General features: G+C 32.0%; 16 protein-coding genes. 9 read left to right on the top strand and 7 right to left on the bottom strand.

Annotated elements, in window-relative coordinates:
* The 3 genes from AC28QF_RS07455 to AC28QF_RS07465 form a co-directional block, all read right to left on the bottom strand.
* Window positions 1-2,084 (bottom strand): autotransporter outer membrane beta-barrel domain-containing protein (locus tag AC28QF_RS07455; RefSeq protein WP_488202414.1); only part of this gene is annotated, 2,084 nt, incomplete at its 3' end.
* A 503-nt stretch (window positions 2,085-2,587) separates the two neighbouring features.
* Window positions 2,588-3,724, bottom strand: coding sequence for a cysteine desulfurase family protein (locus tag AC28QF_RS07460; protein ID WP_488201485.1), 1,137 nt, complete (start codon window positions 3,722-3,724; stop codon window positions 2,588-2,590).
* 9 nt (window positions 3,725-3,733) lie between these two features.
* Entirely contained in the window at window positions 3,734-4,282 is a 549-nt protein-coding gene (locus AC28QF_RS07465) for a Smr/MutS family protein (RefSeq protein WP_488201484.1), read from the bottom strand.
* Window positions 4,283-4,364: 82 nt separating this feature from the next.
* On the opposite strand from AC28QF_RS07465, the gene AC28QF_RS07470 reads away from it, so the two are divergent.
* The gene (locus AC28QF_RS07470; protein WP_488201483.1) at window positions 4,365-5,006 is read left to right on the top strand and encodes a low molecular weight phosphatase family protein; all 642 of its coding nucleotides are present in this window, start codon (window positions 4,365-4,367) and stop codon (window positions 5,004-5,006) included.
* Window positions 5,007-5,286: 280 nt separating this feature from the next.
* Here AC28QF_RS07470 and AC28QF_RS07475 read toward each other — a convergent pair whose 3' ends face one another.
* The 3 genes from AC28QF_RS07475 to ppk2 (AC28QF_RS07485) form a co-directional block, all read right to left on the bottom strand.
* Window positions 5,287-6,051 (bottom strand): hypothetical protein, encoded by a 765-nt coding sequence (locus AC28QF_RS07475; RefSeq protein WP_488201482.1) that lies wholly within the window; start codon window positions 6,049-6,051, stop codon window positions 5,287-5,289.
* A gap of 145 nt (window positions 6,052-6,196) precedes the next feature.
* Complete coding sequence (ppk2, locus tag AC28QF_RS07480; RefSeq protein WP_488201481.1) at window positions 6,197-6,976, bottom strand: polyphosphate kinase 2; 780 nt, start codon at window positions 6,974-6,976, stop codon at window positions 6,197-6,199.
* Window position 6,977: 1 nt separating this feature from the next.
* Window positions 6,978-7,835, bottom strand: a complete 858-nt coding sequence (ppk2, locus tag AC28QF_RS07485) for a polyphosphate kinase 2 (RefSeq protein ID WP_488201480.1) — start codon at window positions 7,833-7,835, stop codon at window positions 6,978-6,980.
* Between the two features lie 69 nt (window positions 7,836-7,904).
* On the opposite strand from ppk2 (AC28QF_RS07485), the gene AC28QF_RS07490 reads away from it, so the two are divergent.
* Both AC28QF_RS07490 and dnaN read left to right on the top strand, forming a co-directional pair.
* Window positions 7,905-8,849, top strand: a complete 945-nt coding sequence (locus tag AC28QF_RS07490) for a lipid A deacylase LpxR family protein (protein WP_488201479.1) — start codon at window positions 7,905-7,907, stop codon at window positions 8,847-8,849.
* An 83-nt stretch (window positions 8,850-8,932) separates the two neighbouring features.
* Window positions 8,933-10,051 (top strand): DNA polymerase III subunit beta, encoded by a 1,119-nt coding sequence (dnaN, locus tag AC28QF_RS07495; protein ID WP_488201478.1) that lies wholly within the window; start codon window positions 8,933-8,935, stop codon window positions 10,049-10,051.
* 86 nt (window positions 10,052-10,137) lie between these two features.
* Here dnaN and AC28QF_RS07500 read toward each other — a convergent pair whose 3' ends face one another.
* On the bottom strand, window positions 10,138-11,121 hold the full coding sequence (locus tag AC28QF_RS07500; protein WP_488201477.1) for a hypothetical protein: 984 nt from the start codon (window positions 11,119-11,121) through the stop codon (window positions 10,138-10,140).
* Window positions 11,122-11,437: 316 nt separating this feature from the next.
* On the opposite strand from AC28QF_RS07500, the gene AC28QF_RS07505 reads away from it, so the two are divergent.
* The 6 genes from AC28QF_RS07505 (at window position 11,438) to AC28QF_RS07530 (ending at window position 16,667) form a co-directional block, all read left to right on the top strand.
* Window positions 11,438-12,202: a ParA family protein gene (locus AC28QF_RS07505; protein WP_488201476.1), complete on the top strand. Its 765-nt coding sequence runs from the start codon at window positions 11,438-11,440 to the stop codon at window positions 12,200-12,202.
* Window positions 12,203-12,212: 10 nt separating this feature from the next.
* Window positions 12,213-13,100, top strand: coding sequence for a ParB/RepB/Spo0J family partition protein (locus AC28QF_RS07510; RefSeq protein WP_488201475.1), 888 nt, complete (start codon window positions 12,213-12,215; stop codon window positions 13,098-13,100).
* Window positions 13,101-13,143: 43 nt separating this feature from the next.
* A complete protein-coding gene (locus AC28QF_RS07515) occupies window positions 13,144-13,680 on the top strand; it encodes a DUF5683 domain-containing protein (RefSeq protein WP_488201474.1) in 537 nt (178 codons plus the stop codon).
* Window positions 13,681-14,382: a 4-hydroxy-tetrahydrodipicolinate reductase gene (dapB, locus tag AC28QF_RS07520; RefSeq protein WP_488201473.1), complete on the top strand. Its 702-nt coding sequence runs from the start codon at window positions 13,681-13,683 to the stop codon at window positions 14,380-14,382.
* A 78-nt stretch (window positions 14,383-14,460) separates the two neighbouring features.
* Window positions 14,461-16,050 (top strand): signal peptidase I, encoded by a 1,590-nt coding sequence (lepB, locus tag AC28QF_RS07525; protein WP_488201472.1) that lies wholly within the window; start codon window positions 14,461-14,463, stop codon window positions 16,048-16,050.
* Entirely contained in the window at window positions 16,050-16,667 is a 618-nt protein-coding gene (locus tag AC28QF_RS07530) for a WbqC family protein (RefSeq protein ID WP_488201471.1), read from the top strand. The genes lepB and AC28QF_RS07530 overlap by 1 nt, the downstream gene beginning before the upstream one ends.
* Window positions 16,668-16,686 lie beyond the last annotated feature (19 nt).

A 16,686-nucleotide genomic window follows, 5' to 3' on the forward strand; every position in this document is an offset into this window, starting at 1 on the left:
ACTGCTGCTGTTCCAATACTTGCTGTTGTGTTAGTACAATCTATCGTAGCATCTGTTCCTGCATCGGCTACTGGTAAATCTTCATCTACTGTTACTGTTACTGTATCTGCTACACTTGAACATCCTGTTGCTGTCTCTGTTACTACTAAACTATATGTAGTTGTTGTTGCTGGATCTGCTGTTGGTTGTGCTATCGCTGCATCGTCTAATCCTGTAGTTGGTAACCATGCATAAGTAAATCCTGTTACTGCTGCTGTTCCAATACTTGCTGTTGTGTTAGTACAATCTATCGTAGCATCTGTTCCTGCATCGGCTACTGGTAATGGGTTTACTGTAATTGTTACCGTATCTGTATTCTCACATCCATTTGCATCGGTTCCTGTTACTGCATAAATCGTTGTCGTTGTCGCTGCAAATGCTGTTCCGTCTGTTACTCCATTATCCCAAACATAGCTTACGGCTCCTGATCCACTTAAAGTAACCATCGCTCCTGAACAAACCGTTTGGTCTGCTCCTGCATCTACTGTTGGTAATGGGCTTACTGTTACAACAACTGGTTCGATTTCTGAACACCCTGTTGCTGATGTTAATTTTACATAATAAGTTCCGCTAGCAGCAACTGCATTTGGGTTTGCTAAAGTATTAGTTGCCAATGCATTTGTCCAGTAAGTAAGTGTTCCTGGAGAACTACTTCCGTTCGCACCATCTGTTACATTACTATTAGTTAAATTTACAGTATTACCTATACATACAGTTGGTGGATTTGTTATTATTAAATTAGGGTTTGCATTAAGGTTAAGGACTCTACTTGATCCAATACCTTGGCCTTGATCTCCTCCTAAATCAGCTCCACCTCCAGAATTAACCAAGTTAGGAACTCCAAAATTTGTTAAACCTCCTGTTGTTGTATAATTTATTCTATCATTACCATCTAGTTGACTACTTTCTACATTTTCATCACCCTCAACAGCATCAGGGCAACCATCAGCATCAGAATCATTATCTAGTCTATCAACAATACCATCTGCATCAGAATTAATATCAAAACAATCTGTTGAACTAAAAGAGGCATACGAAAAAGAGTCTATTCCTAATGTTCTTGTTCTAGTATTATCATTTAATAAACCAAATGCTCTAATTCTAATATATCTAGCATTATCACTTAAAACATATGTAAAATTTCTATAAGTATTATCGAATGCAAATCCACCTGTTCTATTATTTTCAAATGATATTGCATCATTAGATTGATCAATTCTTATAAAAACATTGTTTCTATTATTTGTTCTTCCCCTAATCGTTATTGTTGAACCAGCAGGGTTTGTTTGCCCTAAATCAACAACCAAAAAGCTATTATTTCTATATAAGTTAGCACTAAAACCATCACTTACTCCCAATGAACTGAACCTATTATCAACCCTATTGCTGTCTTGTATTGCTATAGCATTACCAGCTGGTGTAGTTGTAGTTATACAATTTTGCTCGTCTATATCTAAAATACCATCATTATCATCATCTAAATCATATACATCAGCTATATTATCTCCATCAGAATCATCAGAACAGTTTGTTGAAGCTGTACTACCATTATCTAATAAAGAAATATCTGTAGTTGCTCCTGAAAAATTAACAACTAATAGTGCATAATATTTACCCGCAGTAACTGGTACATCGAAACTAAAATTTGGTGACGTTGTGTAATCACAATCCAATGGGACAGGATAAGAATTACACTGATTAGTCATATCAGGTATAGAGTTAAAAGGCCCCCAAAGAGCACCATCTACATCTACATTATTTGAATTTGTTTGATTAATCCTTAAATCACCACTAGTAGAAGCTTGTAAAAAAAACCATTTAGAGTTTGGCGTTGAACCTAAACAACCATAATTATTACCTGAGTTAATTGCAGAAGCAGAACCTCCAGAAGTTTCTGCTGAATACACTTCTGTAGTACCTATACAAACAGGAGTATAGTCTTCTATATTACTACAATCTTGCCCAAAAGAGCTAACAACTGAAAACAAGAAAAAAAGTAATAAAAAGGTTACTTTTTGATAGGTTGAAGAGTAAAGTTTATTCATAAAAAACACTTTAATTTCTAATAATTTCTTGGTACATTAATACCAATTATGGATACATACGATAAAAAATAGCACTTGGTTTTACACCAGTGTTTTTTTATTTATTTATTTATTAAAATTGTTTGTAATACTTAAAAACAGGACGTTTTTTCTCAAAAAAAAAGATTCCCCCCACTTTAAAAGTTATAAAACTATTTCTAAAATATATTTAACATTGCTTATTAAAGAGGGGGGAATAAAAATAAACAACCACACTAAAAAAATATTTAATTATTTTGACACAGTTTTTATTTACAGGTCACAAAACTACTAAAAAAAATGATTCAATAAGTTCATTACTGTAATTTAAAATACTTAATACTTATAGATGTACTGATAAAAATAGATAAAAACTATTTTAAAAACCTCATTAAAATCATTTTAAGAGCATAATAAAATAAACACACCTAACGCGAAGGGGGATAACTGAAAAACCTCTTAAAAACTCTGTTTTAATAAAAAAGCTAGTTGATAATTTTTAAAAGGGTAGTAATCAATAAATCTAATTCTTCTTTGACATTTAATTTACTTAAAGAAACTCGGAGTGATGTTTTTTCAGCATCTATATCATTTAAAAAACTTTGCAACACATGCGAACCTTTATTACTTCCGCTTTGACAAGCGCTTCCACCAGAAACTGCAATTCCTTTTAAATCTAAATCAAATAATAACATGTTTTTACGAATAGGCAATCGCAAGCTCGTTATTAAATAACTACTATTGTTTATATCAGCAGACAAACCATTAAAAGAGATATTGGTATTCTTATTCCTTAATTCTGTAATTAAATACTTTTTTAAACTTAAAATATACTCTTTATCCTTTTCTATATTTGTATATGCTATTTCCAATGCCTTTTCCATACCTAAAATAGCGTGTACATTTTCGGTACTAGATCTTACTCCTTTTTCTTGTTCACCACCATACAACATTGGCTGCACAGCAATTCCTTTTTTAACATACACAAACCCCACCCCTTTTGGACCGTGAAATTTATGTGCACTTGCCACTATAAAATCGATGGGTGTTTTTTGCAAATCTATTTGGTAATGCCCTATCGCCTGAACGGTATCTGAATGAAAATAAGCTTCATTTTTCTTACACAATTTAGCAACTTCATCAATTGGTAAAATATTACCAATCTCATTATTTATATACATTAGACTTACTAATGTTTTTTCTGTTGATGTTTTTAAAATATTTTCTAAATCCTTTAAATCTACAGATGCGCTTTCATCTAAGTCTACAAAGTCCACTTTTAGAGCATAGTGTTTTTGCAAATAGGCAACCGTACGCAAAACCGCATGATGTTCTGTTTTAGAGGTAATAATTCTGGTTACTCCTAAATTTACTACTGCATTTTGCAAAATTAAATTATCAGCTTCGGTACCACCTGCAGTAAAAACAATTTCTCGTGCTGTTACATTAAAGAGCTTTGCTATATTTTTTCTTGCTGTTTCTACTGCTGCTTTTGCTTTTCTACCAAATTGATGTGTAGACGATGGGTTACCAAAATTATGTAGCATTGATTGTTGCATTACCCCAATAACTTCGGGTAACATTGGTGTAGTTGCTGCATTATCTAAATAAACAGATTCCATAAAATATTCTTAATTTGAATTTTGATAAATATAAACCTCCGTAGCTCCTTGCCCATATTTTTGATAAGAGGCATCGTAATATTTCACCTCATAATTATTTAGTAAGTAATACAATTCGCTTTTTAACACCCCTTCACCCACTCCGTGAATTAACACTAATTTAGAGATGCTTTTAGCAATACAATATTCTAATTTATGTTTTGCTGTTTCTAACTGCAAAGAAAGCACATCGTAATTATCCATACCTCGGGTAGATTTCACCAATCTATGAGCATGTAAATCAACTTCCATCACCACTTCGTTTTTATCTTTTACGAATATTGATTTTTTCTTTTTAGGTGCTTGTTGAACTTTCTCTCTTAAGAAGCTGTTATTTATTTTAACATGTCTGCTTAACTCATTTTGGTCGGCATGAATTTTAACCAATTCATTTTCAAAAAAGGAATACTCCATACCATCGGCATCTTTAACAAAAAACATATTATTTTCTTTTTTTGTTATGAATCCTCTAATATCAGCATCTAAAACTGCTACTTTATTACCTATTTCTAAACACATTCTTAACCTTTACTTAATTCATTAAAAGAGTTTTACAGCGTATTTTTGCAGTAATCATGTACTACAAAAGAACTCTAAAAAAATGATAAACACTAAAAATATTAGCACAAAAACATTCTTTGAAGAAGCTAGCAAAGATATAACAATTAGTAATGAGCGTAAAAAACTACTTACCAATATTGCGCAATTAATTAGTAATGAATATCAGGAAAGAGAAAAAATAAATTTAAACTTTATTTGTACACATAACTCTAGAAGAAGTCAGTTTGCACAAGTTTGGAGCTTCTTTGCTGTTGAATATTTTAATTTAAAAAATATTTACACGTATTCTGGCGGTACAGAAACTACTGCTTTTCATAGAAATACTGTAAAAAGCTTACAAAAAACAGGATTTAACTTTAACATCATCGATTTTTCTCATCAAAATCCTCGGTATTTAATCTCTTTTGATAAAACTAAAAAATCTATCATAGGTTTCTCTAAAACTTTCGACCATTCTAATAACAGTTATCCGTACATTGCTATTACAACTTGCGATAGTGCAGACGAAAACTGTCCGTTTATTGCGGATGCCATCGCTAGATTCCATTTACCATACTCAGATCCTAAAAATGCAGATAACACCGATTTAGTTTCAGAAACCTACTTAAACACTAGCAAGCAAATTGCTGGAGAGGTTTTTTATATTTTTGAAAGCGTTAAAAACAACATCGACATATTATAAATCTATTTTATAAAAAACAACTACTCTTTCTAAACTTGATGCGATGCTGAAATACATTCAGCATGACCTATAATGGTAACGGTTTTATATAAGACTAGTGTGGGAGTTTGACAATCCTAAGATTGTCGAGCGAAACACTAAGCTTATACTTATTTTGTGTTTTTATCTTTGTCGACCTAAAAATACTCAAATAAGAATAAGCGACATTGTAAATAAACTAAAACTTTCGGCTAAAACTAAAACCCCACATTAATTTTATACGGTGTTGTACTTAGTACTTTTAAATTTTTAATTCTTTTCTAAAATAATTTTCTGATATCATATCTTGATACGTCTGAGGGTCGTTCTTTTCAACCATTTCAATAGCTCTAAATTCTCCATGAATTGGTGCAGATATTCGAACAGCATGAAGAAAATTTTCAAACCGTTCAAATGTAGGGGTTTCTGCAAGTTCAAATAATGATGATTTTGATAATAATAAATGTTCTTTTTGGTTGGAAATAATTTTTAAAGACTCAAAGTGTTTAAGTTTAGCTGAGTTTTGTCCGCTTTTAGCTCCGTTTGCTTTATTCCATTTCGGGATTTCTCCGTTTGTTTGCCTAAAGGTTTCAATTAATACACCTTCTTGATGTTTTATCGAATTACTTCCTTCGTCTCCAAAATTGTTTTTATAATCGGCTGATGCTTCAGAGTAGCTTTTATTTCCTCTTTTTACCTTAGAGTTAAATGGTTGGGAAATTATTGATTGAACTAAAATTGAAAATCCAATTTTCTCATTTCTTTTAAAATATTCCTCAATTTGTTCAAATTTACAAGTCTTCCTGTCAATGCTTGGATAAAAGCCGTTGTGCTGTTTGAATCTTTGGGTTAAATCCGAGGCTAATCCTATATAAAGAACTTCATGAGTTTTATAGTCCCAATAGGCATAGACTCCAGCGGATGCCCAACCGTAATTTTCATTTGGGTGACATAATTCATTTAATGATTCAGCTACCTTTTTTATTTCTTTTTTTCTATATGATTGAAGAATTATTGTTCCTAGCATTTTTTTGTATTAAATACAACATTTATATAAACTCTGATGTAGTTTCGGAAACCTATTTACAAAAACAGTATTAACCCTTTTCTCACTTGATGCGATGCTGAAATACATTCAGCATAACGTAAAAAAGTATAATATCAACAGGAATTTACACTACGGTATTTTTATCGTAAGGAATACTTTTTAAAACGTGATTTATAACATCAATACGAGCAATTGTTTTTCTATTTGCTCTAATAACTTTCCATGGTGATATTGCTGTGTTTGTTTTAGAAAACATTGCGCGTTTATACTCCGTATAATCATCCCAAAGATCTTGTGCTTTTTTATCTACCGAAGTCATTTTCCATTGTTTTAATGGATTGGTTTTAATATCACTAAAACGCTTTGCTTGCTCTTTTTTATTGATAGACATATATATCTTTACCAATCGAATACCTGACTCTAAAATCATTCTTTCAAAATCATTTACCTGATTCATAAATATTTGATATTCTTCTTCAGTACAAAATCCATTCACAGGCTCAACCACTGCACGATTATACCAGCTACGATCAAAAAAAACAATTTCACCTGCCTTCGGAAACTTTCTAACATATCTTTGAAAATACCATTGCGTTTTTTCATCTTCATTTGGCTTTGGCAATGCCACAATACGCATATGACGCGGATTTATTCGTTCTGTAATTCTACGTATCGCTCCACCTTTACCAGCAGCGTCTCTACCCTCAAAAATTACGATTATACGTTCATTATTATTAATCGCCCATTTTTGCAAACGAATTAACTCAACCTGCAGTTTTTTTAATTTACGTTCATAATCTACATACCTAACCGCTCTTTCTATATTAAAAGGTTTAGATAAAAGTGCTTTTAACCCTTTAGTCGTATTCAGCTTATCTGCATCTTTTTGTGTTAACTTTCCCATATTAATCTAAATGATTTACTGAGCGATAATAGCGCATTACTATATTAGGATCGGGATTTGTTGCCATTTTAACATCCTCTCTTTCTTGATAATCAAACTGTGATAATACATGGCGTATACATTCTATCCTAGCTTTCTTTTTATCATTTGTTTTTACCACTATCCAAGGGCTGTAAGAAGTGTGTGTTTTACTAAACATTTCTTCTTTATAGAAACTATAATCACTCCATAATTCTTGCCCTTTTTTATCAACAGGACTAAATTTCCATCTTTTTAAAGGATCATCATTTCGTGCATCAAATCGACGCATTTGCTCGTCTTTGGATATTGATAACCAAAATTTAATAATTGTTACACCATCTTCATACAACATATGCTCAAACTCTGGCACCTGAACCAAAAACTTCTTATACTCTTCATTTGTACAAAACCCCATTACAGGCTCTACAACCGCACGATTATACCAACTACGATCAAAAAAGACAATCTCTCCCGGATTTGGTAATTCTTTAATATATCGCTGAAAATACCACTGCCCTTTTTCGACAACTGTTGGCTTATTTAAAGCCACCAAACGCATAGAACGCGGATTTAAATGTTCCATAAAACGACGAATATTCCCACCCTTTCCAGCTGCATCTCTTCCTTCGAAAATAACAGCTACTCGTTTGTTGTTTTTCGCGATCCATTGTTGCAGCTTAACTAATTCTATCTGAAGTTTTTTCAACTCCTTTTCGTATGCTATTTTCTCTTTAACCTTATCTATAGAAACTCCTTTCTCTTTAATTAAAGACAACAACTGATCGTTTGTTGAAGCTCTTTCAAAATCATCAATTGTAAGTTTTACTTTATTTCCCATTTAAAATAATACGTTGAATTACTACTAATTTAACCCTAACATTGCTAAAATAAGACGATATTAGCTGCTATGAAACAAAAAATCTTTTTTTTTATTCTCTTGTTCTCTATTAGCCTTTTTTCACAACGAAAATACGCTAAAGAATTCAGTTTTTTAAACGATAATGATTTATATATATCCCCTAACCAAGATAGATATTATACAAATGGTATGTTTTTTTCGTATCGCTATTTAAGTAACAAAACCACTGAAAATATTGAAAAAAAGGTTTTCGAAATTCAACTTGGCCATCATATGTATACGCCATTTAAGGCTGTTGTACAACAAAGCAGTGATCACGATCGCCCATTTGCAGGTTATTTATTTGGTAGTTTTGGTGTACAACATTTTTACAAAGACGAAACCATCCTAAAAAGTTCTTTACAACTTGGTGTGCTCGGACCTTCTGCTTTTAGCAAACCTCTTCAGGATTTCATTCACGATATTTATGGCTACAAAAAAGCTATCGGATGGGAAGATCAAATTACTGATGCTTTCGCGGTAAACTTAAAAATAGATTACATAAAAAAACTAGCAAACGACAATTACCTTGATATTAATTGGGTTAACAATATCAGAATTGGGACCGTTTACACTGATTTTTCAACAGGATTTTATGGCCGCATCGGACTAAAACCACTTCAAAAAATTATAAACTCGATTGCTTTCAATGCAAACCTAAACAACAAAAACACGAATTTCAATAACGAAATTGAGTCTTTTTTATATATAAAACCTATGTTTAGCTATGTTGCCTATGACGCAACAATTGAAGGTAGCTTTTTAAATGATAGTAGTCCGATTACTTACGATATTGAACCTTTTAAGTTTACAACTGAAATAGGCATTCGTTTTACTGCCAATCGTTTTAATTTCGGTTATGCCGTAAATTACCACACAAAAAAGCTAAAAAGTGTACGCGTACCAAAAGGAAATTTTTACGGAACCCTACTTTTAAACTATCAATTTAATTAACTTTTTCGATGATTGAAAAAATAATTTTTAAAACCATCAAATTAAGATATATTTGTACATCTAATATACAGAAACTATACTAAATGAAATTTATCGTATCTAGCTCTCAGTTATTAAAACAATTACAAGTTTTAGGAGGGGTTATAAACAGCAATAACACATTACCTATTTTAGACAATTTTTTGTTCGAACTAGCTAACAATGAACTTCAAATATCATCATCAGATCTTGAAACAACAATGACATCGGTTGTTGAAGTAGAAAGTACTGATACCGGATCGATAGCTATTAATGCGCGTTTATTATTAGATACTTTAAAAACTTTCCCAGAGCAACCACTTACTTTTAAGGCAGAAAATGATAGCATCATAGAAATTATTTCTGAGCAAGGTAAATACGACATGGCTTATTTTAGCGGTGAAGAATTTCCTAAAGCTGTTGAATTGCCTTCTCCTAGTAGTACTGATATTCCTTCTCATATTTTAGCAACGGCAATTTCAAAAACAATATTTGCTGCTGGTAATGATGATTTAAGACCCGTAATGAGTGGTGTATTTTTTCAGTTCAACTCAAAAGAATTAACTTTTGTTGCTACCGACGCTCACAAACTAGTAAAATATACGCGTACCGATGTTACTGCTGATAAATCTGCAGAATTTATTATGCCTAAAAAACCTTTAAATTTATTAAAAGGGATTTTAAGCGGATCAGAAAACAACGTTACGATTGAATATAATGATACCAATGCTAAATTTACGTTTGATAACGTTGTTTTGGTTTGTCGTTTAATTGACGGAAAATACCCTAATTACGAAGCGGTAATCCCTAAAGAGAATCCGAATAAATTAACGGTAGACAGAGCTTCATTCTTAAATTCTGTACGTCGTGTTTCTATTTTCTCTAGCAAAACAACACATCAGATTCGTTTAAAAATGGCTGGAACAGAATTAAATATATCTGCCGAAGATTTAGACTATTCTAACAAAGCGGACGAACGTTTACATTGTGATTACCAAGGAGATGATATGCAAATAGGTTTTAACTCACGTTTTTTAAGCGAGATGTTAAATAACTTAAATGCCAACGATGTATTAATCGAAATGTCTTTACCAAATCGTGCTGGAATTTTAACGCCAATTGACGGAACTGACGAAGGTGAACAAGTTACCATGTTGGTAATGCCAGTTATGTTAAACGCATAAAATAGTTACTATAAAATTATAAAAGCCACATATTCAATTATGTGGCTTTTCTTATTTTACAGTATTATTAAATAATTTTCTAATACTTAATATTGTAACGTTATTGACACTGTGTTAGGATTAGAACCATACCAATGTGCCCAATGCTTAGACTCTCCCTCTAAAGGTGTGTAAATTTCTGGCGCCCAAGGAAAACCTACAGACCAACTGTAAACTGCTTGTGCTTGGTTGCAATTACAATATTTGTGCCCTGATTTAGCGACATTAATTGACGATGGATAACCAGGATGACCAGGGGTTACATTTGACCTAAAAGCCATATTATATTCTAATCTATTATCTGTTTTTACTGTTTTCCACCAAGACCACCATAAGAATTTCTTTTTCTCTTGAACCAATGTATTCGCGCCAATAGAACTATAAAAACCCCAAAACCCATTAAATTGCCTAGCTCTCATTCTGTGGTTACTATCAAAATACCCATGAGCTGTCACCCCTCTTGCCTCTAGTTCTTCTTTGATATTTTTATCAGTATTTGTATGAGCATAAACGTTTAACTCTTTCGTATAATCCATTCTTTTTCCTTTTTCAAGTTTAATATTTCCTGAATTGTAGTCTTTTAAAAAATCAGCTATACTGCTACTAAAACCTTCGGTATAAGTATATACAAACTCACCATCAATTCTAAAAATCTTTCCTTGAATTGCTATTTCTCCATTTTCATTTAACAAAAACAATAACATATTATCATCCGAACTAACATTAGCTACTTCCTTTTCATTTATACCTAGCCTTTCTGCTTCCTCTGACTCTAAATTATAAACTAACAATAAAGGGTTATATCTACCTGAACTACTCATTTCTTTTGCTTCTTCTAATAAGTCTGAATCCGATTCGAGTCGATCATTGATAAAAACTTTAAGTTCTTTAACCGTTTTAAATCGCAACATCTTAGACTCATTATTTTTAGTTGCAAAAGCTTTTTCTTTCTCTATAATATCTTGTCCTTGTTCATCTTGGCATGCTATAGCAACAATACTTAACAGCAATACTAAAAAATACTTTTTCATAATAAATTATTTTAATTTTTACCTACTCTTTCGCTTTTCGGTTTACGCGATATCTTTTTAATTAACTCTATACTTATTTAAGTATAAAAATTCTTTTAACTAGTATTACAAAGAATTAAAGCAAAACTAAAGCAGGGATATGATTAAAGCAGGGTTTGAAAAACGTTTATTCACAGGGTTTAACAACCTAAAAATTAATATAGCTTTACAAATAGCAAATTACATTAATTAAATAATGAGTTTTGTTAACATCTTTCGCTTTCAAAAATGATAAATAATTGTAAATTTACCTCTTTCAAACTTTTTATAAATCACAATGGGTAAAATAATCGCAATTGCAAATCAAAAAGGTGGTGTAGGTAAAACTACTACCTCTATCAATTTAGCCTCATCATTAGGTGTTTTAGAAAAAAAGGTATTATTAATAGATGCCGACCCGCAAGCTAATGCCACTTCTGGCTTAGGTTTGGATGTTGAAAGTATTGAGTTTGGAACCTATCAAGTTTTAGAACACACCATATCGGCTAAAGAAACTATTGTAAAAACGAGTTCTCCTAATGTAGATTTAATTCCTGCTCATATAGATCTTGTTGCTATTGAAATAGAATTGGTAGACAAGCGAGAAAGAGAATACATGCTTAAAAAGGCATTAGTAGATATAAAAGACGATTACGACTATATATTAATAGACTGTGCTCCTTCTTTAGGGTTAATTACCTTAAACTCTTTAGTAGCTGCCGACTCTGTTATCATTCCTATTCAATGTGAATATTTTGCATTAGAAGGTTTAGGTAAATTATTAAACACGATTAAAAGTGTTCAAAAAATTCACAATCCAGAGTTAGATATTGAAGGATTACTATTAACCATGTTTGATTCTCGTTTACGTCTTTCTAACCAAGTTGTAGAGGAAGTAAAAAAACACTTTAGCTCAATGGTTTTTGATACAATTGTTCACCGAAATATTCGTTTAAGTGAAGCACCTAGTTATGGTGAAAGTATAATTTCATACGATGCAACCAGTAAAGGTGCTGTAAATTACTTAAATTTGGCGAACGAAATTTTAACTAAAAACGCATAAGTACTATAGCATGGCAAAAGCAACTAAAAAACGAGCTTTAGGAAGAGGTTTATCAGCTTTATTAACTGAAACTGCTGAAGTAAATTCTGCTGAAGATAAAAACGCTGATAAATTGGTAGGAAATATCATTGAAATTGGATTAGATTCAATAGAAATGAATCCTTTTCAGCCTAGAACCTATTTTGACGAAGAAGCTTTACGTGAATTAGCGAACTCTATAGAACAATTAGGCGTTATACAACCTATTACAGTAAGAAAATTAGCAAATAACAGATTTCAATTAGTATCAGGTGAACGTCGTTTTAGAGCCTCTAAATTAATAGGTAATAAAACTGTACCTGCTTATATTCGGTTAGCAAACGATCAAGAAATGCTAGAAATGGCGTTGGTTGAAAATATACAGCGTAAAAACCTTGACCCTATTGAAGTAGCACTTTCTTACCAGCGTTTAATTGATGAAATTCAATTAACTCAAGAAGAATTAAGTGTTCGTGTAGGTAAAAAAAGATCTACAGTTACCAATTATTTACGTTTATTAAAATTAGATCCAATTATTCAAACAGGTATGCGCGATGGTTTTATATCTATGGGGCATGGTCGTGCTTTAATAAGTGTTTTTAATACCGAAAACCAATTAACAGTTTATGAAAAAATCGTTAAAGATAAACTTTCTGTTCGTCAGACCGAAGAGCTGGTAAAAAGTTTAAAATCGGGTATTGTAGCTAAAATTGCAAAAAAGAAAACAGTACCAAGTTTTGTTTCTGACAGTGTAAAAGATATGAGTAGTTATTTTGGTAATAAAGTAGATGTTAGTGTAAACAATAAAGGAAAAGGAAAAATTTCAATTCCTTTTACCTCTGAAGAAGACTTTAATCGTATTAAAAAACTGTTAAAGTAAATTGAATACTCGCACACTCATATTTGTTTTTTTTAGTTTTTTTTTGAGTCAACTCTTATTTGCTCAAAAAGATTCTACTGCTGTACGCGCTAAACAGCTACAATTAGGTAGCGACAAATACAATCCATTATCTCCATCTAAAGCTGCTTTCTATTCCGCTATTTTCCCAGGAGGAGGACAAATTTATAATAAAAAATACTGGAAAGCACCAATCGTTTGGGCTGCAATAGGAACAAGTGCTTATTATTATTTAGATAATAGTGATGAATACGATCGTTATAGAACCGCTTTCAAACTTCGAAAACAAGGATTAAGAGATGAATTTACCGATGAGAACGGAAATACTATAATTTCTAATGACGGACTTGAAAATGCACAGAAAGTACTTAGAAAAAATAGAGATTTATCACTTTTAACAGGTGTATTAATATATGTTTTGCAAATTGTGGAGGCTAGTGTAAATGCACATTTATTACAATTCGACACCGACGACAGCTTGTCTTTAAAACCAATGGTATATCCAGATCCTCTTTTTATTGAAGCTCCTAAAGTTGGATTAACTTTAAAATACTCTTTTTAAATGAAAATCGCCTTACTTGGTTATGGTAGAATGGGTAAAGAAATTGAAAAAATTGCTTTACAAAGAGGCCATGAAATAGTTATTAAAACCTCAGGAAAAGATACTTATGACATTACAAAAGCTGATATTGCTATTGATTTTAGTGTACCTGACTCAGCTTTTAATAATATCAGCAATTGCATAAATAATCAAATTCCTGTTATTTCAGGAACCACAGGTTGGTTAGATAAATACGAGTCGATTACAGCGTTATGTAGCGAGAAAAAAGGTGCTTTTATTTATGCCTCTAATTTTAGTTTAGGGGTTACTATTTTTTTTGAACTAAACAAACAATTAGCAAAAATAATGCACACTTTAAATACCTACAATGTATCTATTGAAGAAATTCATCATACCAAAAAATTAGATGCCCCTAGCGGAACAGCAATTACATTGGCTGATGGAATTATTGAGAACTCTGCTAAAGAAAACTGGGAATTAACAACTAAAGCATCCGAAAAAAACATACCTATTACCGCTGTTAGAACTCCAGATGTACCAGGAACGCATACCGTAAGCTACCAATCAGACATTGACACTATTGATATTAAACATACTGCGCATAATAGACACGGTTTTGCCTTAGGTGCAGTTATAGCTGCCGAATGGCTTGTTAATAAAACAGGTGTTTATACCATGAGAGATGTGTTAAACTTAGGTTAATTGCGTAACAAATAGTAAAAAAGGCACACTAATAACATTAAATTTCATTCCTTTTTAGGAAAGCAAAATATACAAATTATGACATTTACCCAATGGTTTTTATTCTTCTTAATAATTCAGATTATCCATTTTTTAGGGACCTGGAAATTATATGTTAAAGCTGGAAAAAAAGCTTGGGAAGCAGCAATACCTGTGTACAATGCTGTGGTTTTAATGCAAATTATAAATCGTCCAAAATGGTGGGTAATTTTATTATTTATACCTATAGTAGACCTTTTAATGTTTCCTATTATTTGGGTAGAAACGTGTAGAAGTTTTGGTTTTAATGAAAAAAAAGACACTCTTTTATCGATTTTCACTTTAGGTCTTTATATTTTTTATATCAACTATGCTACCGAAACACCTTATATCGCAAATAGAAGTTTACAACCACGCTCTGCATTAGGAGAATGGGTAAGCTCTATTGCTTTTGCTATTATAGCTGCTACTTTAGTGCATACGTATGTTATGCAGCCTTATACAATTCCTACTTCATCTTTAGAAAAAACCTTATTAGTGGGTGATTATTTATTTGTGAGTAAGTTCCATTATGGTGCGCGCATACCTAGTACAACTATAGCTGCACCTATGGCACATGATACATTGCCTATTTTAGGAAGTAAATCTTTTATTTCTGATGATAAAAACAAAGAAGGAATTTTAAACAAATTATCTTTACCATACATGCGTTTACCAGGTTTTCAAAGCATTAAACGCAACGATATTGTTGTTTTTAGCTGGCCTGCAGATACCTTGGCTTTAATGTGGGGAGATAGATCAGGAAAAGCAACTTACAAGCCTATTGATAAAAGAACCAATTACGTAAAAAGAGCCACCGGTATTGCTGGTGACACCTTAGAAGTTCGTGATGGATATGTATTTATAAACGGCAAGAAAACAGTATTACCAGACAGAGCAAAACCACAATGGTACTTTAAAATTGATACTGAGGGAAAAGAATTATCACAAACTGTTATAAGAGAATACAACAAGAACAGAGAAGGTAAAATGTCTAACGATGGTGTTTACTATTTAAACCTTACTGATAATGAAGCTGCCTCTTTAAAGAAAAACCCACTGGTAAAAAGTATCGAAAAAAATATAAGTCCGAAAGGCACATATGATCCTACTGTTTTTCCTCACAACCCAAAATATGCTTGGTCTTCAGATAATTTCGGACCACTTTATATTCCTAAAAAAGGGTCTACTGTTGCTTTAAACGAAAGTACGATTCCGTTTTACGAGCAAATCATCCGAAGGTATGAAAATAACGATTTAACTATTTTTGGTAACGACATTTTCATTAACGGAAAAAAAGCTAAAAACTACACGTTTAAGCAAGATTATTATTGGATGATGGGTGATAACCGTCAACGCTCTTTAGATGCTAGAAACTGGGGATATGTACCGTTTGATCATGTAGTTGGAAGACCTGTTATGATTTGGTTAAGTTGGGATCCAAGCATTTCAATCTTAGATTTTGGAGCAAAAATAAAATCTATTCGATGGGACAGAATGTTTACCACCGTTGGTGGTAGCGGAAAACCTACTTCTTATTTATGGCTCGTACTTGTTTTAATTGCAGGTTATAGCTTTTATAGTTACAGAAAAGGTAAAAAGAAAGCATAATGTCACTTTTTATTCCCACATATTTTGCGCCTATTTCACAATACGCAGCAATTAGTACATCTGATTCGGTTGTTTTTGAACTTGATGATAATTATCAAAAACAAACCTACCGAAACAGGTGTTATATTTTTGGTGCTAACGGAAAACTAAGTTTAAACATACCGGTAAAGCATTTGCTTAAAACAAACCGAAAAAAAACGAAAGATACTTTAGTCGAAAATGATTCGCAATGGCAGCAGCAGCATTTAAAATCATTACAATCGGCTTACCGTTCTTCACCTTTCTTTGAGTTTTTTGAAGATGATATTGCTAAAATATTTACTAAAGAGTACAAATACTTACACGATGTAAATATTGATACTCATTTGTTTATTACCGATGCCTTGCAAATAGACACTTCTTACGCTACATCCGAAAACTATGAGGTGAATCCGGCTATTAGAGACTACAGACAATTAGCAATTGCTAAAAAAAGTGTTGAAGTAAAGGTGGAGTCTTACATTCAGATGTTTGATGACAAACATGGTTTTATTCCCAATTTATCTATATTAGACTTACTTTTTATGGAAGGTCCAAATGCTATTAGTTTTTTAGAAAGTACAATTATAAAACTATAATAGCTTTTATAATTTTCTG

The organism is Tenacibaculum sp. M1.3A, from assembly GCF_057732375.1.

Excerpts from the sequence above, each read along its gene's own strand:
- ppk2 (WP_488201480.1), bottom strand. The coding sequence starts at position 7,835 with ATGGGAAATAAAGTAAAACTTACAATTGATGATTTTGAAAGAGCTTCA.
- AC28QF_RS07490 (WP_488201479.1), top strand. The coding sequence starts at position 7,905 with ATGAAACAAAAAATCTTTTTTTTTATTCTCTTGTTCTCTATTAGCCTT.
- AC28QF_RS07510 (WP_488201475.1), top strand. The coding sequence starts at position 12,213 with ATGGCAAAAGCAACTAAAAAACGAGCTTTAGGAAGAGGTTTATCAGCT.
- AC28QF_RS07530 (WP_488201471.1), top strand. The coding sequence starts at position 16,050 with ATGTCACTTTTTATTCCCACATATTTTGCGCCTATTTCACAATACGCA.
- dapB (WP_488201473.1), top strand. The coding sequence starts at position 13,681 with ATGAAAATCGCCTTACTTGGTTATGGTAGAATGGGTAAAGAAATTGAA.
- lepB (WP_488201472.1), top strand. The coding sequence starts at position 14,461 with ATGACATTTACCCAATGGTTTTTATTCTTCTTAATAATTCAGATTATC.
- AC28QF_RS07460 (WP_488201485.1), bottom strand. The coding sequence starts at position 3,724 with ATGGAATCTGTTTATTTAGATAATGCAGCAACTACACCAATGTTACCC.
- dnaN (WP_488201478.1), top strand. The coding sequence starts at position 8,933 with ATGAAATTTATCGTATCTAGCTCTCAGTTATTAAAACAATTACAAGTT.
- AC28QF_RS07505 (WP_488201476.1), top strand. The coding sequence starts at position 11,438 with ATGGGTAAAATAATCGCAATTGCAAATCAAAAAGGTGGTGTAGGTAAA.
- AC28QF_RS07470 (WP_488201483.1), top strand. The coding sequence starts at position 4,365 with ATGATAAACACTAAAAATATTAGCACAAAAACATTCTTTGAAGAAGCT.
- AC28QF_RS07465 (WP_488201484.1), bottom strand. The coding sequence starts at position 4,282 with ATGTGTTTAGAAATAGGTAATAAAGTAGCAGTTTTAGATGCTGATATT.
- AC28QF_RS07475 (WP_488201482.1), bottom strand. The coding sequence starts at position 6,051 with ATGCTAGGAACAATAATTCTTCAATCATATAGAAAAAAAGAAATAAAA.
- AC28QF_RS07500 (WP_488201477.1), bottom strand. The coding sequence starts at position 11,121 with ATGAAAAAGTATTTTTTAGTATTGCTGTTAAGTATTGTTGCTATAGCA.
- ppk2 (WP_488201481.1), bottom strand. The coding sequence starts at position 6,976 with ATGGGAAAGTTAACACAAAAAGATGCAGATAAGCTGAATACGACTAAA.